General features: G+C 45.8%; 14 protein-coding genes. 6 read left to right on the top strand and 8 right to left on the bottom strand.

Translation table 11 applies throughout. The features are described from left to right. The first annotated feature begins 2 nt into the window (after positions 1–2). Genes FD968_RS09025 through FD968_RS09010 form a run of 4 tightly spaced genes read left to right on the top strand, consistent with a single transcriptional unit; the run spans position 3 to position 3,722 of the window. Entirely contained in the window at positions 3–899 is an 897-nt protein-coding gene (locus FD968_RS09025) for a phosphoribosylaminoimidazolesuccinocarboxamide synthase (RefSeq protein ID WP_215365724.1), read from the top strand. A 51-nt stretch (positions 900–950) separates the two neighbouring features. After that, complete coding sequence (gene purE, locus FD968_RS09020; RefSeq protein ID WP_215365723.1) at positions 951–1,445, top strand: 5-(carboxyamino)imidazole ribonucleotide mutase; 495 nt, start codon at positions 951–953, stop codon at positions 1,443–1,445. 4 nt (positions 1,446–1,449) lie between these two features. Continuing rightward, a complete protein-coding gene (locus tag FD968_RS09015; protein WP_215365721.1) occupies positions 1,450–2,634 on the top strand; it encodes a 5-(carboxyamino)imidazole ribonucleotide synthase in 1,185 nt (394 codons plus the stop codon). A gap of 2 nt (positions 2,635–2,636) precedes the next feature. After that, positions 2,637–3,722: an L-threonylcarbamoyladenylate synthase gene (locus FD968_RS09010; RefSeq protein WP_215365719.1), complete on the top strand. Its 1,086-nt coding sequence runs from the start codon at positions 2,637–2,639 to the stop codon at positions 3,720–3,722. Here the strand turns inward: FD968_RS09010 and dacB are convergent. The 4 genes from dacB to FD968_RS08990 all read right to left on the bottom strand — a co-directional run bounded on the left by dacB (position 3,668) and on the right by FD968_RS08990 (position 9,142). Then, positions 3,668–5,170 carry a D-alanyl-D-alanine carboxypeptidase/D-alanyl-D-alanine-endopeptidase gene (dacB, locus tag FD968_RS09005; protein ID WP_251367560.1) on the bottom strand — a complete coding sequence of 501 codons (1,503 nt, stop codon included), beginning with the start codon at positions 5,168–5,170 and terminating at the stop codon, positions 3,668–3,670. The genes FD968_RS09010 and dacB overlap by 55 nt on opposite strands. 77 nt (positions 5,171–5,247) lie before the next feature. After that, the gene (locus FD968_RS09000) at positions 5,248–7,671 is read right to left on the bottom strand and encodes an ATP-binding protein (protein WP_215365715.1); all 2,424 of its coding nucleotides are present in this window, start codon (positions 7,669–7,671) and stop codon (positions 5,248–5,250) included. A gap of 5 nt (positions 7,672–7,676) precedes the next feature. Continuing rightward, positions 7,677–8,300, bottom strand: coding sequence for a response regulator transcription factor (locus FD968_RS08995; RefSeq protein WP_215365713.1), 624 nt, complete (start codon positions 8,298–8,300; stop codon positions 7,677–7,679). Further along, positions 8,300–9,142: a diguanylate phosphodiesterase gene (locus FD968_RS08990; RefSeq protein ID WP_215365711.1), complete on the bottom strand. Its 843-nt coding sequence runs from the start codon at positions 9,140–9,142 to the stop codon at positions 8,300–8,302. The genes FD968_RS08995 and FD968_RS08990 overlap by 1 nt, the downstream gene beginning before the upstream one ends. 315 nt (positions 9,143–9,457) lie before the next feature. Between FD968_RS08990 and FD968_RS08985 the strand changes: the two genes are divergently transcribed. Next, positions 9,458–9,748 (top strand): co-chaperone GroES, encoded by a 291-nt coding sequence (locus FD968_RS08985; RefSeq protein ID WP_215365709.1) that lies wholly within the window; start codon positions 9,458–9,460, stop codon positions 9,746–9,748. A 28-nt stretch (positions 9,749–9,776) separates the two neighbouring features. After that, entirely contained in the window at positions 9,777–11,429 is a 1,653-nt protein-coding gene (groL, locus tag FD968_RS08980) for a chaperonin GroEL (RefSeq protein ID WP_215365707.1), read from the top strand. A 103-nt stretch (positions 11,430–11,532) separates the two neighbouring features. On the opposite strand, the gene FD968_RS08975 is transcribed toward groL, so the two are convergent. The 4 genes from FD968_RS08975 to FD968_RS08960 form a co-directional block, all read right to left on the bottom strand. Then, complete coding sequence (locus FD968_RS08975) at positions 11,533–12,510, bottom strand: tripartite tricarboxylate transporter substrate binding protein (protein ID WP_215365705.1); 978 nt, start codon at positions 12,508–12,510, stop codon at positions 11,533–11,535. A gap of 109 nt (positions 12,511–12,619) precedes the next feature. Beyond that, the gene (locus FD968_RS08970; protein WP_215365703.1) at positions 12,620–13,987 is read right to left on the bottom strand and encodes an NAD(P)(+) transhydrogenase (Re/Si-specific) subunit beta; all 1,368 of its coding nucleotides are present in this window, start codon (positions 13,985–13,987) and stop codon (positions 12,620–12,622) included. 29 nt (positions 13,988–14,016) lie between these two features. Next, positions 14,017–14,352, bottom strand: a complete 336-nt coding sequence (locus FD968_RS08965; protein ID WP_215365701.1) for a proton-translocating transhydrogenase family protein — start codon at positions 14,350–14,352, stop codon at positions 14,017–14,019. A gap of 26 nt (positions 14,353–14,378) precedes the next feature. Beyond that, entirely contained in the window at positions 14,379–15,509 is a 1,131-nt protein-coding gene (locus FD968_RS08960; protein WP_215365700.1) for a Re/Si-specific NAD(P)(+) transhydrogenase subunit alpha, read from the bottom strand. Between the last annotated feature and the right edge of the window lie 166 nt (positions 15,510–15,675).

Raw genomic sequence — 15,675 nt, 5'->3', positions numbered from 1 at the left:
ATATGCCAGCTCTTTACGCCACTTCTATTAAGTCATTACCTCTGCTTTCCAAAGGTAAGGTGCGTGATGTTTATGCGCTGGGTGACGACAAGCTTTTGATGATTACTACTGATCGCTTATCTGCCTTTGATGTGGTGATGGGTGAGCCTATTCCAGAAAAAGGCATTGTTCTCAATCAAATGGCGAACTTTTGGTTTGATAAATTGGGCAAGGTAATTCCAAATCATCTGACTGGAATCGATCCTACGACTGTAGTGCCTGCTGATGAAGTAGATCAAGTTCAAGGGCGTGCAGTAGTTGCAAAGCGTTTAAAGCCAATTTTGGTTGAAGCAGTAGTGCGCGGTTACTTGGCGGGTAGCGGTTGGAAGGACTACAAAGACACTGGCAAGGTTTGCGGTATTTCATTGCCATCCGGTTTGGAGAATGCCCAAAAATTACCTGAACCCATTTTTACTCCTGCCGCAAAAGCGGAAGTTGGTGAGCATGATGAAAATATCTCTTTTGAGAAAGTGATTGAGCTTATTGGTGAGAAATTGGCCAATCAAATTCGTGAAGTGAGCATTCGTCTTTATAAAGAGGCGTCAGAGTACGCAGCTACTCGCGGAATCATCATCGCCGACACCAAATTTGAATTTGGTCTGGATGATGCAGGTCAATTAGTGCTGATGGATGAGATTCTCACCGCCGATTCCTCACGATTCTGGCCAGCTGAAACCTACTATGTTGGTTCAAACCCACCGTCTTACGATAAGCAATTTGTGCGCGATTGGCTGGAAACTGCCCAGGTAAACGGTAAGCCATGGCCTAAGACAGCTCCAGCACCGCAATTACCTGCCGAAGTCATCGAAAAGACAGCCCAAAAATATCGCGAAGCCTTGAGTCGCCTAACTCAGGGATAATAGAGCCCTTAATCGATATAAACGCGATACTTAGGGCATTTGGAGAGGTAGATGAGCAAGAAGCCAATAGTCGGAATAGTGATGGGTTCCAATTCAGATTGGGACACTATGCAGCACGCCGCACAAATGCTGGAGCAATTTGGCATTGCTCACGAAGCAAAAGTACTCTCTGCACACCGCATGCCTGATGATATGTTTCAGTATGCTGAAAACGCTCAAGCGAATGGCCTTCAAGCAATCATTGCAGGTGCAGGCGGTGCAGCGCATTTACCGGGCATGCTCGCCTCCAAAACAATCGTTCCAGTTTATGGTGTTCCTGTTGCAAGCAAATATTTGCGTGGTGAAGACTCTTTGTACTCTATCGTACAAATGCCCAAAGGCATTCCTGTAGCAACTTTTGCTATTGGCGAAGCTGGTGCAGCAAATGCCGCTTTACATGTTATCGCAGGTCTAGCTTTGCATGACGCTGATTTAGCAAAGCGTCTAGAAGAGTTCCGCGTTAAGCAATCCGATACCGCGCGTTCAATGAATTTGCCGGGGTATTAATTACATGGCAGATCGTTTGGAACCCATTTTGCCGGGTTCGTATTTAGGTATATTAGGTGGCGGTCAATTGGGGCGAATGTTTACTCAAGCAGCACAAGCTATGGGTTACAAGGTCTGCGTTCTTGATCCAGGCGCAGATAGTCCTGCAGGTTCTATTGCTGAAAAATTTATTCAGGCAGACTACACAGACTCAGCGGCATTAAAAGAAATGGCATCTCTTTGCGCATCTGTAAGCACTGAATTTGAAAATGTTCCGGCTCAGGCTTTGGATGAATTAGAGTCTTTAGGTGTGTTCGTGGCGCCCCGAAGTAGCTGCGTTTCTTTGGCGCAAAACCGCATTGCTGAGAAAAATTTCTTGGCAACTTGGAAGTCTGAAACCAATATTGGGCCTGCTCCTCATTTTGTGATCGAGCATGATGCCGATATTGCTAATGCCCCTGCAGAACTTTTCCCTGGAATCTTGAAGACTGCTCGGATGGGCTATGACGGCAAGGGCCAAATGACGGTTGTTGCTGCAACTGATTTGTCTGCTGTGTGGACTGAGCTCGGTAAGGTAGCTTGTGTATTAGAAAAGCGAATGGACTTGGATTTTGAAGTCTCCGCTTTGGTGGTGCGTGGTTATGACGATGCAGTAGTAGCCTACCCCGTTTCTCAAAATATACATCGTGATGGTATTTTGCATACTTCTACAGTGCCTGCACCATCGATCAAGCCTGCTCAAGAAAAGAAAATTATTGAAGCAGCTAAAGCGCTGATTCGAAAAATTGATTATGTGGGCGTGCTTTGCATTGAATTTTTCATTCTGAAGAACGGTGATATTGTTGCTAATGAAATTGCACCACGCCCTCACAACTCTGGTCACTACACCATGGATGCCTGTGTGAGCAGTCAATTTGAGCAGCAAGTGAGAGCGATGGCGCGTTTGCCTTTAGGCGATACCCGTCAATTAGCCCCTGTCTCTATGTTGAACCTTTTGGGCGATCTTTGGTTTGAGGGTAGTGAAGATCAAGCGAAGGAGCCCGCTTGGAATAAAGTGCTTGCACATCCAGATGCGAAATTACATCTCTATGGAAAATCTGCGCCACGCATGGGTAGAAAGATGGGGCATATTAATTGTTTGGGTGAGGCTTTAAATGAGGCTCGTCAAAATTGCGCAGCTGTTGCTACTGAATTAGGCATCGAGCCCTAGAAATGTCCAGCGATAGTACGCCACTGCAATCATCTGCAGTGATCAATGAAGCGGTGCAAACTTTAAGGGACGGTGGATTGGTCGCGTTTCCTACAGAGACAGTTTACGGCTTAGGTGCGGATGCCAGAAATCCTGCAGCCATTAAAAAAATCTTTACCACCAAAGGCAGGCCGTCAAATCATCCTTTGATTGTGCATATCGCGCCGCCGGATAAATTCGATCAGACCCAAGTCGATTGGGTCTTCGCTTTAGCCCCTTGGGCAAGAGACATATCCGAAGATGCCTTGAAGTTGATGAATACATTTTGGCCTGGGCCACTCACGCTCGTATTTAAGAAAGATAAGAGTGTGTTATCTGACCTTACGGGCGGTCAAGACACTGTAGCGATGCGTGCGCCAGCTCATCCAATGGCTCAAGAGTTATTAAGAAAATTTAAGGGCGGAGTGGTTGCGCCTTCAGCAAATCGTTTTGGAAAAGTATCGCCAACTAGTGCGGCGGATGTTCGCAGTGAGTTTGAGGGTGAGTTGGGATTAATGGTGCTCGATGGCGGTGATTGTGAAGTCGGTATTGAATCGACCATTATTGATTTCTCGAACGGCGATCACCCAGTCTTACTACGCCCTGGTGTGATCACTCCAAAAGAGATTTTGGCGAAGACGGGTATTCAGGTTTATCAAGTCGGTGAAGAATTTAAATCAGGTGATCAATTGCCTAGGGTATCCGGAAGTCTAAAAGCGCATTACGCACCAACCACCCCTTTGCGTTTATATGCCCCTGGTCGAGTATTGGATGCGTTAAGTGAATTTCCGGATATTAAGTCACGTGTAGCGGTGGCAGTTTGGGATTCAGAATCTTCTTTGGGTGAAGGACACCCATCCGTTCACTTTGAGGAAGTAGAAGTACCTAGTGATAGCAGTGCATTTGCCAGTCGTTTGTATCGTTCTTTGCGAGATCTAGATCAGCAGGGGTGGGATCTACTCTTATTTCCTGAGCCCCCGCCTGGGGAAGAGTGGGATGGCGTAAGAGACCGACTTCAGCGTGCCTGTTTCGGTTCGGGACCATCTTCGAGTAACCACGACAGTAATTGATCGTGCGCATCTAAACCTCTCCAAGCATTGGGGTGGTTAATAAATGAACTTACCGCATACATCTTGCCTGATTTGCTAATCACATAACCTGAAATCGCACGAACATCAGCAAGTGAGCCTGTTTTAATTCTGGCTTCAGGCTTTTTCTTTAAATGTAAAAATTTGCGCAGCTGCGTCATTAAGCGATTGCGCATTGTTCCATCAGCGCCTGCAATGGGTAGGCTGTTGTAGAACACCTCACCAATTGGGAGGTTGCGCGCAGTGAGCAAGAGTTGATTCATTTGCCCAGCAGTGATTGCTTCATTGCGCGAAAGGCCAGACCCATTCTCAATGACTAGGCTAGGGAAATTTAAACCATTTTGTTTAAGCCAGCCCTGCACCACGAGATCGCCATTAGCGGTTGTTGCTGGCTTACCCATTTTTTCAAGTGCTAGCGTTAGCAGGAGTTGACGCGCCATAACATTATTTGAATACTTATTAATATCTTGGACATCATCAGCCAAGCTAATACCCTCAAACTGAAGTAATAGTCTTGCGGCTATGGGTACAGTTGCGTCTTTACCAGTAGGGGGTTTTACCCAGCTACCACCTGCCAACTCCCAGGCGGCAGTGAAGCCCTGGGTCAGAAAAGTATTGGCATCCAGAGCCACCACATTGTAATTAACGCCCTTGCAACCACTGGGAAACGTACCTGAGAATTGTGCGGTCAGTAATTGATCTGTATTCGTTCCTGTCTCAGGATCTAAGTTGAATCGAATATTGCTTTTCCAGTTATCGCAGGCCCGCTCCACGAGTTGCATTTGGTTTACAACCTTGAGTTGAGACAAGGTAGGGGTGTAGCTAATGTCGATGAAGTCAGCGGTACGCGATTTACCAATCTGAAAAGACAGCGTTCTAAAAGCGTATAGCAAGGGATCTGGTGGAACGTTATAGGCGCGGAGAGATTCACCATCAATAGTGTTATGTTCCATCACGCTAGGAGCATATGCGCTTCGATCAAAAAATAAATTACCATCAATTTTTTGAATTCCGAGCGCCTGTAGATCTTTCATAAGCTTGGCTAGCTCTTCGGGAATAAGTTTTGGATCGCCGCTTCCCTGCAAATAAAGATTGCCTTTGAGCGTACCTTGACGCACTACACCATCCGTAAATATTTTTGTCCTCCAGCGATACTGTGGCCCGAGAATATCTAGGCCTGCAAGCGTAGTGAGAATCTTCATGGTTGAGGCAGGATTCATGGCCTCAGAGGCTCGCCAGTCCAAGATAGTCTTAGCATCATGCTTGCCAGGCTTTCCTGGATCAATCTCGCTCACAGAAATGCTAATGGCATCTAGAGGGATTTGATTGCGCTCTAAGCTATTTGTAATGGCTGCTGGGATCGGTAGATCCTGGGCTTTTGAGGTGCCGGAAATAAAGTAGCAAGCAATCCATAGGATTGTTAAAAACAAACAACATTTGCGGTGAAGAGTGTGTTTCATTCACCATAGAATAAACCTAGAGTGTCAGAAGATAAATGTCTTGCACCTTAAGAGCCGGTGTACCTTGTTTGGTAGCGTTCGATTACTTGGTTTTGATTCTCCAATAGCGCTTTAAAAGCAGCAAGCTTGCTAGGTAAAACTGGTTCTTTTTCTAAGGATTCGCAAGATTGAATGAATTGCTTGGCGCCAAGTAGTTGAGCACCGCCTTTTACCTTATGGAGCAGGCTTGATAAGCTTGCCTCATCAAGTGTTGAAGAGCTTATAGCTAGCAGTGCCTCATCATGTACCTTTTTGATCTCACTCAGTATCACGAGAATATGGGCGGGATTATTTTTTAGAAGATTGGAGAATGCATCAAATGAGTATTCCTCCTCTGAAGCATATGCCAGATGCGCCTCCTCTTGAGACTCAAAATATCGGGCGAGTTCATTCTCAAGACTCATGAGACTTAGCGGCTTAATGAGTACGCCATTCATACCCGCAGCTAAAAACTGATGGCGAGACTCTAGGGCGTAGATATCAGCGGTTACTCCGATGATGACAAGATTCTTAAAGCCTAGCACCCGAATTTGTTGCGCTAATTCAGAGCCCTGCATGCCGGGTATGGATTGATCGGTAATTAATAAGTCATATTCACTTTCAGTAATCATCTGCAGTGCGGTATTAGCGTTATCGCATACAGAGACTTGAATGCCTAATGCATGAAGCTGTAGGGAGATAATTTGCCTACTTGCAGGATGATCTTCAACCACTAATGCGCGTAACTCATGATCTTTTCTCTGATCATTCTTTGAGATGAATCTTCTAGAGCTTGAAGCGATAGATGGGGAAGTCACATTCTTAGATGGAGCAAGGCTTGTGCGAGGAAATGCTACGCAAAAGTGAATATTACTTCCAAAGCCCGGTGCGCTGTCGAAGTAAAGCTGGCTATTCATTGAAGTAACTAAGTGATTGGTAATGGTCAAGCCAAGACCGGTGCCATTCTCTTGATCACTTTTGCCTGGTATCTGTTCAAAGGCTTGCAAGGCTAGCTTAATCTCTTCTGTACCCATGCCAACCCCAGTATCGATGACACGAAACTCAATGAGCTGACCTGCATGATCATCTGCTAAAACACTAATAGAGAAATAAATCTCGCCATGTTCGGTAAATTTAATAGCATTGCTAATGAGGTTTTGTAGAGTCTGTCGAAGTCGTAATGCATCGATCATGAGCACTTCGGCAATGCGTGGATCTTTGGATGTATGGAGTAATAAATTTTGCTTTTGGGCAACTGCTGAGAATGCATGATCAATATTGTCGATTAAGCTATTGAGGCAGCATGGCTCTGGGTTCAGGGTAAGTTTGCCCGCTTCAATCTTAGAAAGATCCAAAACTTGATTGAGTATTCCCAAAAGAGATTGAGCGGAGGTATGTGCGCTTTTGAGTAGAGAGTTTTCCTGTGGCGAAAATTGTTGGCTTTTTAATAGAAGCTCTTGAACTCCCAGAATAGCATTCATGGGTGTCCGAATTTCATGGCTCATGGTTGCAAGAAAGGAGGACTTTGCAGCATTTGCTTTTTCAGCGAGTTCTTTTGAAGAGAGTAGGCTTGCAGCCTCTTGCTCTTGGAATAACTGTTTTTGTCGCATATGCCATAGCAGTAATCCGCTAGCCAACACTACTCCTAAGGTTGTTGCCCAGGGCAATGCCTTCCAGCCACCAGCGCTGATATCTGGAGTATTTGGATCTAGCGCAAAGAGTTGTCGCGACTCTAATGGATCCAGGTTAGTGAAAAAACGATCAAGCACTTGATGCATTGGCGCATCTTCATGTGAAATCAACCAGCGATAGGCAAATGGCTCACGGTTATATAGGCCATCAATTTGAAGCTGTGGATTCTTGAGCTGTGTAATCAGTTGCTTGGCCAGCCGAATGGGTAGTACTAATGCCTGAATGTCATTTCTTAAAAGGTCTGCCGCTAGCTGCTCTACATCAATAGAGGCGCGGGCTTGAGGATCGGATCTTAGGGGTGGATTTTCATAGCCACGATCAAAGTAGGCAATATTGTCGGGAGTAATAGAGCTATTTGGTTGATTACGTTTTGTAATGACAGCATCTTGCCCCCAAAAGATGGCTTCCGATAGGGAGCCAAAGCGAAGATACTCATCACTCATCATGGGTGGGTCAATCATGAAATCTACCTCGCCATTAGAAAGTTGCACTAAACCTTCCTGGTCTGACTGTCTCCACTTCGGACGAAACTCTTGTTGGGTAAAGTCCCCCAGTTTTTGGAGTATTAAATTAAAAACTCCTGCCGTTCCACTTCCTTGTTGATTTTCAAGATAGGGCGCATATTTTTGATGAATGCTGAAGTGAACTACAGGATGAGCATCGATCCACCGTTGCTCTGCAGGACTTATAGTTGTGGCTTGCGTTACTCCGCTACAGATGAAGCCATACAGCAGTAAGGTGCACATGATGAATCGATGCATGCTTTTTAGCTTTCGATAATATTGTTCATTCGGCAGAACAAAATCAAATCTGCAATGTTGTTGATGCCCAGCTTGTCGAAGACTCGCGTCTTATAAGTGGCAACAGTTTTATTGCTAATGTGAAGCAAGTCTGAAATTTGTTGATTGGTATTGCCTTTGCCAAGGTATTTCATAACCTGTAACTCACGATCTGAAATCAATGCGAGTTTGTCGTTATCAGTTAACGAACTATTGCCATTTTTCCCGTGAGTAAAAAAGTTGTAGCCCTGAGAGATTGCAACGCACGCTGCCAAGATGACGTCGGCCCCAGCTGTTTTGTTGACAAAGCCGTGGCCGCCGAGAGATCGCACTCTGCCACCATAGACTGCTTCATCCATGCTGGACAAAATTAACATGCGAACATCGGGATACATAAGACCAATCCGCCTTATGACATCAAAACCATCCGTCTTGGGCATATCAAGATCCAGAATGATCATGTTTGGATTGATCTCTTTAATGGATCTGAGGCATTCTTCGCCATTCTGGGCTTGGCCCACTACTTCAAATAGCAATTGGTCTTGCAACATACTTTTAAGAGCCATCAGCATTGCTGGATGGTCATCTACCAACATCACGCGTTTTCTCATTACTTGTCTCCATTTCGGTTTAGGTGTTGATGAGGGTGCAGCGAAAAAATGGCTTTGGCGATTCGGCTATCGTTGATCTGTAGCATTTGATGGCGACTTAAGGGAGGCATCATTAGTCCTCCGTAGCAGTGATCTATTTGCCAGTCAGAGGCGTTTCCTAAATCCTTTACAAGCCCTACATTGCTAGCATAGATTTGTGTTGGCGAATATGGCGAACGTCTGATTTTTGCTAGCACATCATGTGAAAGTGTTTGTTCGCGGAAATGGCTCATATTCAAATGAATTCCTTCCATTTGCATTTCATCAACCCAATGCAGTTGCTCAGTGCTGCCTGTGAAATGAAGGAGGTGCAGCAATACGCCAAGTCGACGCAAGCGCAGTAAACCCTCTTTGCAGTCATTCGCAAGCTCTGGCGTAGGCAGTGATTGCATGCCAAGGGTTATCAGGCCGACGGGTAGTCGCGAGTTGAGAATGAGGTCACTCAATGCATCTACATAAGCACTCGAAGCGATCGCATGCGTTGGTATGGGCAAAATACTGGGTATAAAGCGACCACTGCGATACCAGTAGGAAATCGTATCTAAGCCCTCCATAAACAAACGGAGTAGTTGCATGTCTGAAACTGCAAGTAATGGTCTAAATAAAGAGCCAGTCAGTTTTGTCCCCTTGTGGTTAAAAATGGGTTCGTGACTAATCGCTTGTCGCTTGGACCAGGATTGGTGTTCTTCGAGGGCTTGGCTACTTAGGCCAAGCCAGGGTGCGCCACAGGCGTCGCGTACTTCTTGGAAGGGTTTGTTCTTCCATGCCTTTACAAGCGTGTACAGCCGGGATTTCGGGCTCATCAGCATTCTCCAATCGGTGACTATCCAGTCTAGGCAGGACGGATTGGAGCGGTAAGGGCTTTAGGCTGATTTATCTGTAGGAATAGTCCTACCAGCCTGTCCACAGTATAGATAGGGGCTAAATCCTTAAAGAATTTATGGAGATCAGCCCTTGAAATCTCGGGATTCAGGCCTATATAATCAGCACTCCCTACACGCGAGTGCTAAATCAGTTACTTTTGAAGCAAATTGGCTTTAGTTTCCGTGAGAGAGATTATAAAGCATTGATTTATATAGATTTTTAATTAGTTAACACTTACTAACATAGGAGAAGAGATGAATTTGCGTCCTTTACATGATCGCGTAATCATCAAGCGTTTGGATCAAGAATCAAAAACTGCATCTGGAATCATCATTCCTGACGCCGCTGCAGAAAAGCCTGATCAAGGTGAGATCTTGGCAGTTGGTCCAGGTAAGCGTGATGAAACCGGCAAGTTAAATCCACTCGACGTCAAAGTAGGCGATCGCGTGTTGTTTGGTAAATATGCTGGCCAAACAGTCAAAGTAGACAACGAAGAGCTCATTGTGATGCGTGAAGACGACATCATGGCTGTTGTTCAGAAGTAATTTCGGTATTTAAGAGAGGAATTTAATCATGGCAGCAAAAGACGTTGTATTTGGAGATAACGCCCGTACCAAGATGGTCGAAGGCGTAAACATTCTTGCGAACGCAGTAAAAACAACTCTCGGACCAAAGGGTCGTAACGTTGTTATCGAGCGTTCATTTGGCGGACCAACCATCACTAAAGATGGTGTGTCTGTAGCAAAAGAAATTGAACTGAAAGATAAGCTTCAAAATATGGGTGCTCAGATGGTGAAGGAAGTTGCTTCCAAAACTGCCGACATCGCTGGTGACGGTACAACCACCGCAACTGTTTTGGCGCAATCTATTGTTCGCGAAGGCATGAAATATGTTGTTTCAGGCCATAACCCAATGGACTTGAAGCGCGGTATTGATAAAGCTGTTACTGCTGCGATCGAAGAGCTCGCAAAAATTAGCAAGCCTTGCACTACTACTAAAGAAATCGCTCAAGTGGGCTCTATCTCTGCAAACAGCGACCACAGCATCGGTCAGCGCATTGCAGAAGCGATGGAAAAAGTAGGCAAAGAAGGCGTTATTACAGTTGAAGATGGCAAGTCTTTGGAAGACGAGCTCGAGGTAGTAGAGGGGATGCAGTTTGATCGCGGATACCTTTCTCCATACTTCATCAATCAGCCTGAGAAACAAGTTGCCGTATTAGAAAACCCATTTGTTCTCTTGTTTGACAAGAAGATTGCTAACATTCGCGATTTGCTCCCAGTGCTCGAGCAAGTAGCGAAATCTGGCCGCCCATTGTTGATCATTGCTGAAGATGTTGAAGGCGAAGCCTTAGCAACTTTAGTAGTAAACAATATTCGCGGCATTATCAAAACTTGTGCTGTTAAGGCTCCTGGTTTTGGTGATCGTCGTAAAGCGATGTTGGAAGATATTGCGATATTGACTGGCGGCACTGTGATCGCCGAAGAAATTGGCCTCACACTCGAGAAAACTACACTTGAGCATCTAGGTCAAGCAAAGCGTATCGAAGTTGGCAAAGAAAACACCATCATCATTGATGGTGCTGGCGATGCTAAGGCAATTGAAGCGCGCGTGAAGAACATTCGTGTTCAGATCGACGAAGCTACAAGTGACTACGACAAGGAGAAGTTGCAAGAGCGCGTTGCTAAGTTGGCGGGCGGTGTTGCAGTGATTCGTGTTGGCGCTGCTACTGAAGTAGAAATGAAAGAGAAGAAAGCTCGTGTTGATGATGCATTGCATGCAACTCGTGCCGCAGTTGAAGAAGGTATTGTTCCTGGCGGTGGTGTGGCTTTGATTCGTGCTATGCAAGGCATCAAGGGCTTGAAAGGCGACAATGCTGATCAAGACGCTGGTATAAGCATCGTATTACGTGCAATGCAAGAGCCTCTTCGTACTATCGTTAGCAATGCTGGTGAAGATGCTGGCGTGGTTGTTAATGCTGTTCAAGAGAGCAAAGGTAACAACGGCTACAACGCAGCTACCGGTGAATACGGCGATCTCGTTGCACAAGGTGTGATCGATCCAACTAAAGTTACTAAAACCGCATTGGTAAATGCAGCCTCTGTTGCTGGCTTGTTGTTGACTACTGATTGTGCAATCTCAGAGTCTCCAAAGGATGAGTCTGCTGGTGGCGGCATGCCTGATATGGGTGGTATGGGCGGCATGGGTGGTATGGGCGGCATGATGTAATAGCCGTACATTTCCTCGATCGCTCGATCGTAGAAACTAAAACGCCTGGTTCAAAAGACCAGGCGTTTTCTATTTCTTGTAATTGATTTATTTCAAACAGTAATCAGTCAGGCTGAATGCCACCATCCTTTATTACCTTCTTCATTTTTGCTAATCCCTGCGCAATCATTTCTTTTAAATGATCTGGTCCCAGCGGCACAAATTCAAAGCCCTGCTGAATCAGTTGTTCACGCAATTTTGGATCCTTAAGCGCAGTTGCTAAGGATTCATTGAGCTTTTCAATCATGGCTGGTGAGGTACCTTTAGGTGCTAGTAGAGCCCCCCAAGTTGAGAACTCATAACCTTTCACGCTCTCATTAATGGTTGGGACATTTGGTAGTAGCGGCGACCTTGTTTTGCTGGCGACCCCTAGTACTTTTAGTTTGCCAGCGCGAATATGGGGAAGCACAACTGATAAAGCACTGATCATTACGGGTACTTGGCCAGCCATGACATCAGTTACTGCAGCTGCTGCGCCACGATAAGGAATATGCACTATGGGCGCGCCAGTGTATTGGCGGAAGATTTCCATACCAATGTGTTGTGGTGAGCCATTGCCTCCTGATGCATAGTCAATCTTGCCAGGCTTTTCTTTTGCGATGCGCACTAAGTCTGCCGCGGTATTACCGGGAAAGGACGGGTTAGCAACCATGACAAAAGTAATCGCCGCCACTTCAGAGATGGGCGCAAAACTTTGCACGGGATCGTAATCAATCTTTTTGTAAAGATTGGGAAGCATAGTGAGGATGCTGTCATTAAACGCACCTAATACATAGCCATCAGCAGGACTTTGTGCAACTTTTGCTGTACCAATTAATCCCGCACCACCCGGAATATTCTCTATCGTGATTGCTTGACCTAAGTTTTCACTCATTTTCTGTGCAATCGGGCGCATCAGAATATCTACACCACTACCCGCTTGAAGTGGCATGATGGTTTGGATGGGGCGACTGGGATAGTTTGCTTGAGCGCTGACTGACCCCGTCCAAAATATTGCGCAGAGGGAAATCAGAAGGGGTATTAATGTTGGCTTGATTTGCATATCGTCTCGGTTTATTTAGTAATTAAGCGTTTTGTTGACGCTTCTTAGTCATATCTTAGCGTAATAAAAAACCGCCCGAAGGCGGTTTTTGAGTGGTTAAGGCTTGTGCTTATTCAACAGCTTTAACCATGTCTTCTACGACCTTCTTCGCATCACCGAAGACCATCATGGTTTTATCCATGTAGAAGAGTTCATTATCTAAACCAGCATAACCAGCGGCCATCGAGCGTTTATTGACGATGATGGTTTTGGCTTTGAAGGCTTCCAAAATTGGCATACCAAAAATAGGGCTACCTGGTGTTCGAGCTGCAGGATTGACAACATCATTTGCACCCAGAACTAGTACTACGTCAGCTTGTCCAAAGTCGCTATTGATATCTTCCATCTCAAATACTTGATCGTATGGCACTTCTGCCTCAGCCAGGAGAACGTTCATATGACCAGGCATACGACCCGCAACCGGATGAATCGCGTATTTCACGGTAACACCATGATGAGTTAACTTTTCTGTTAACTCTTTGAGTGCGTGCTGCGCGCGAGCAACTGCAAGACCATAACCTGGAACGATGATGACAGTATCAGCATTTTCCATTAGGAAAGCAGCATCTTCTGGTGAACCTGTTTTGTAGTTCTTAGGGCTGCCATCATCGCCGCCGCCTGCAGCTGCTTCAGCACCAAAGCCACCGAGTAATACGGCAACAATAGAGCGGTTCATCGCTTTACACATAATGTAGGACAGAATTGCACCTGAAGAGCCTACGCAAGCACCAGCGATGATCAATACTGGGTTATTCAAGGTAAAGCCAATACCTGCTGCTGCCCAACCAGAGTAGCTGTTAAGCATGGATACAACCACTGGCATATCAGCGCCGCCAATGGGGATGATCAATGTCACACCTAATACCAAAGCAATCGCGCACATCGCCAAGAAGGCTGCGTGGCTGTCACCCATGTAATAAGCAATGCCCGCCCCAACCATCGAAATAGCCAAGATTAAGTTGAGTAAGTGCTGACCAGAGAAAGTGACCGGTTTACCACTGACTTTTCCTGATAATTTACCAAAAGCAATCACAGAAGCAGTAAAGGTGATTGCACCAATAAATGCGCCAATAAACAGTTCAATCTTTTGCGCACCAGTATGTTCTTGTGCAGGATTAAAGACTGCGGCAATGGCAATCAACACAGCAGACAAGCCAACAAAAGAGTGCATCAATGCCACTAACTCAGGCATTTTGGTCATTTGTACGCGTTTGGCTGCGATCGTACCGATAATTGCACCACCGACAACAGCGCCAATGATCAGCGAGAAGACTGGCTTAAAGTCAGGAATAAAGAAGGTAGTAATTACGGCTAACAACATACCAATCATGCCGAAGGTATTGCCTTGGCGTGAGGTAGTTGGTGAGGACAAACCACGCAATGCGAGGATGAACAACACCGATGAAATGAGATAAGAAATAGCGGTTATGTTTGACATTATTTTGGTCTCTATAGATCTTGTTCTATTTATTTAGCAGCTGCATCAGCCTTAGGAGCTTTTTTCTTAAACATCTCCAGCATGCGACGGGTAACCATAAAGCCACCAAAAATATTGATTGAGGCAAGGAAAACCGCAATTGCACCAATCACGCTGGTGAGGGTGATCTCATCGCCACCAATAACTTCGGTCTGCAAGAGTGCGCCAACAATAATGATTCCAGAAATAGCATTAGTAACAGCCATCAAAGGGGTATGTAGTGCAGGGGTTACATTCCAAACCACGTGGTAGCCAACAAAAATAGCCAAGACAAACACGGTGATGTTTTGGACTGTGAGGATGCTTTGAAAAGCAGCGAGATCCATGATGTTTCCTTCGTATGAATGTTCTATTAGTTTTTACGGATGGCTTGGCCATCACGACACATTAAGCAGGCGGTAACGATGTCGTCATCACTTGGGATAACTAACTTCGCTTCTTTATCGACAATCAGCTTCATGAAATCGAGCAAGTTACGCGCGTAGAGTGCAGAGGCATCAGCAGCAACCATGCTTGCTAGATTGGTGTAACCGACAATCTTTACGCCGTTCACGTCAATCACCTTATCTGCTTGAGTCAGAGGGCAGTTACCTGAACCGTTATCACCCTTGCCAGCAGCCAAGTCAATCACGATAGAACCTGGTTTCATATTGGTAACGGTATCGCTATGCAAGAGAACTGGCGGCTTGCGCCCTGGAATCAATGCCGTAGTAATCACGATGTCAGCTTGTTGTGCGCGCTCAGCAACCAGAGCTGCTTGACGCTTCATCCATGCCTCTGGCATTGGGCGGGCATAGCCACCAACGCCTTGAGCGATTTCACGCTCTTCATCTGTTTCGTAAGGAACATCAACAAACTTGGCGCCTAAAGATTCAATTTGTTCTTTGGCAGCAGGGCGTACATCGGAAGCTTCAATAACAGCGCCCAAACGCTTTGCAGTAGCAATAGCTTGCAAGCCAGCAACACCAGCACCAAGAATTAATACGCGCGCGGCCTTCACAGTACCAGCAGCAGTCATCAACATTGGCATGAAGCGTTGATATTCATTCGCAGCAACCATCACTGCCTTGTAGCCAGCGATGTTTGCTTGAGATGACAAGACATCCATGCTTTGTGCACGAGTGGTGCGTGGAGCTGCCTCTAATGAGAAGCCTGTAATACCCTGAGCAGCCATAGCGGCAATATTGTCGTTATCAAACGGATCGAGCATGCCAATCAGCACGCTGCCAGATTTGATCTGCTTGAGTTCTGCAGCCTCGGGCGCGCGTACCTTGAGAACAATCTCGGCACCAAAGGCATCAGATGCGCTACCAATCGATGCGCCTACAGATTCATACGCAGAGTCCGGTTGACTGGCTTGTACTCCAGCACCTTTTTGGATGACAACAGTATGGCCTTGGCCAATCAGTTTTTTAACGGTTTCTGGTGTGGCAGCAACCCGAGTTTCTCCGGGTCTCGTTTCCAGCGGCACTCCTATGCGCATGGCATGTCTCCAAAAGCAAAATTTATAAAGAATCTATTCTATAGATAAACAGGGTAGGTTTTACCTATCTATTGGGGCCCCAAGTCCGCCGGCTATGGTTTTGCCTAAAATCATGCGAAGTCTGGTTGAGACTTCTACAATGGGGTTTATCTGTCTAGAAAGCATT

This window comes from Polynucleobacter sp. AP-Titi-500A-B4, assembly GCF_018688095.1.
Lineage (GTDB): Bacteria > Pseudomonadota > Gammaproteobacteria > Burkholderiales > Burkholderiaceae > Polynucleobacter.
Note: the sequence above shows the minus strand (reverse complement) of the source record. Positions and strands in the feature narration are given on the sequence as shown.

Coding starts and splice junctions, on each gene's coding strand:
- FD968_RS09025 (WP_215365724.1), top strand. CDS start 3: ATGCCAGCTCTTTACGCCACTTCTATTAAGTCATTACCTCTGCTTTCC.
- purE (WP_215365723.1), top strand. CDS start 951: ATGAGCAAGAAGCCAATAGTCGGAATAGTGATGGGTTCCAATTCAGAT.
- FD968_RS09015 (WP_215365721.1), top strand. CDS start 1,450: ATGGCAGATCGTTTGGAACCCATTTTGCCGGGTTCGTATTTAGGTATA.
- FD968_RS09010 (WP_215365719.1), top strand. CDS start 2,637: ATGTCCAGCGATAGTACGCCACTGCAATCATCTGCAGTGATCAATGAA.
- FD968_RS09000 (WP_215365715.1), bottom strand. CDS start 7,671: ATGCATCGATTCATCATGTGCACCTTACTGCTGTATGGCTTCATCTGT.
- FD968_RS08995 (WP_215365713.1), bottom strand. CDS start 8,300: ATGAGAAAACGCGTGATGTTGGTAGATGACCATCCAGCAATGCTGATG.
- FD968_RS08990 (WP_215365711.1), bottom strand. CDS start 9,142: ATGAGCCCGAAATCCCGGCTGTACACGCTTGTAAAGGCATGGAAGAAC.
- FD968_RS08985 (WP_215365709.1), top strand. CDS start 9,458: ATGAATTTGCGTCCTTTACATGATCGCGTAATCATCAAGCGTTTGGAT.
- groL (WP_215365707.1), top strand. CDS start 9,777: ATGGCAGCAAAAGACGTTGTATTTGGAGATAACGCCCGTACCAAGATG.
- FD968_RS08975 (WP_215365705.1), bottom strand. CDS start 12,510: ATGCAAATCAAGCCAACATTAATACCCCTTCTGATTTCCCTCTGCGCA.
- FD968_RS08970 (WP_215365703.1), bottom strand. CDS start 13,987: ATGTCAAACATAACCGCTATTTCTTATCTCATTTCATCGGTGTTGTTC.
- FD968_RS08965 (WP_215365701.1), bottom strand. CDS start 14,352: ATGGATCTCGCTGCTTTTCAAAGCATCCTCACAGTCCAAAACATCACC.
- FD968_RS08960 (WP_215365700.1), bottom strand. CDS start 15,509: ATGCGCATAGGAGTGCCGCTGGAAACGAGACCCGGAGAAACTCGGGTT.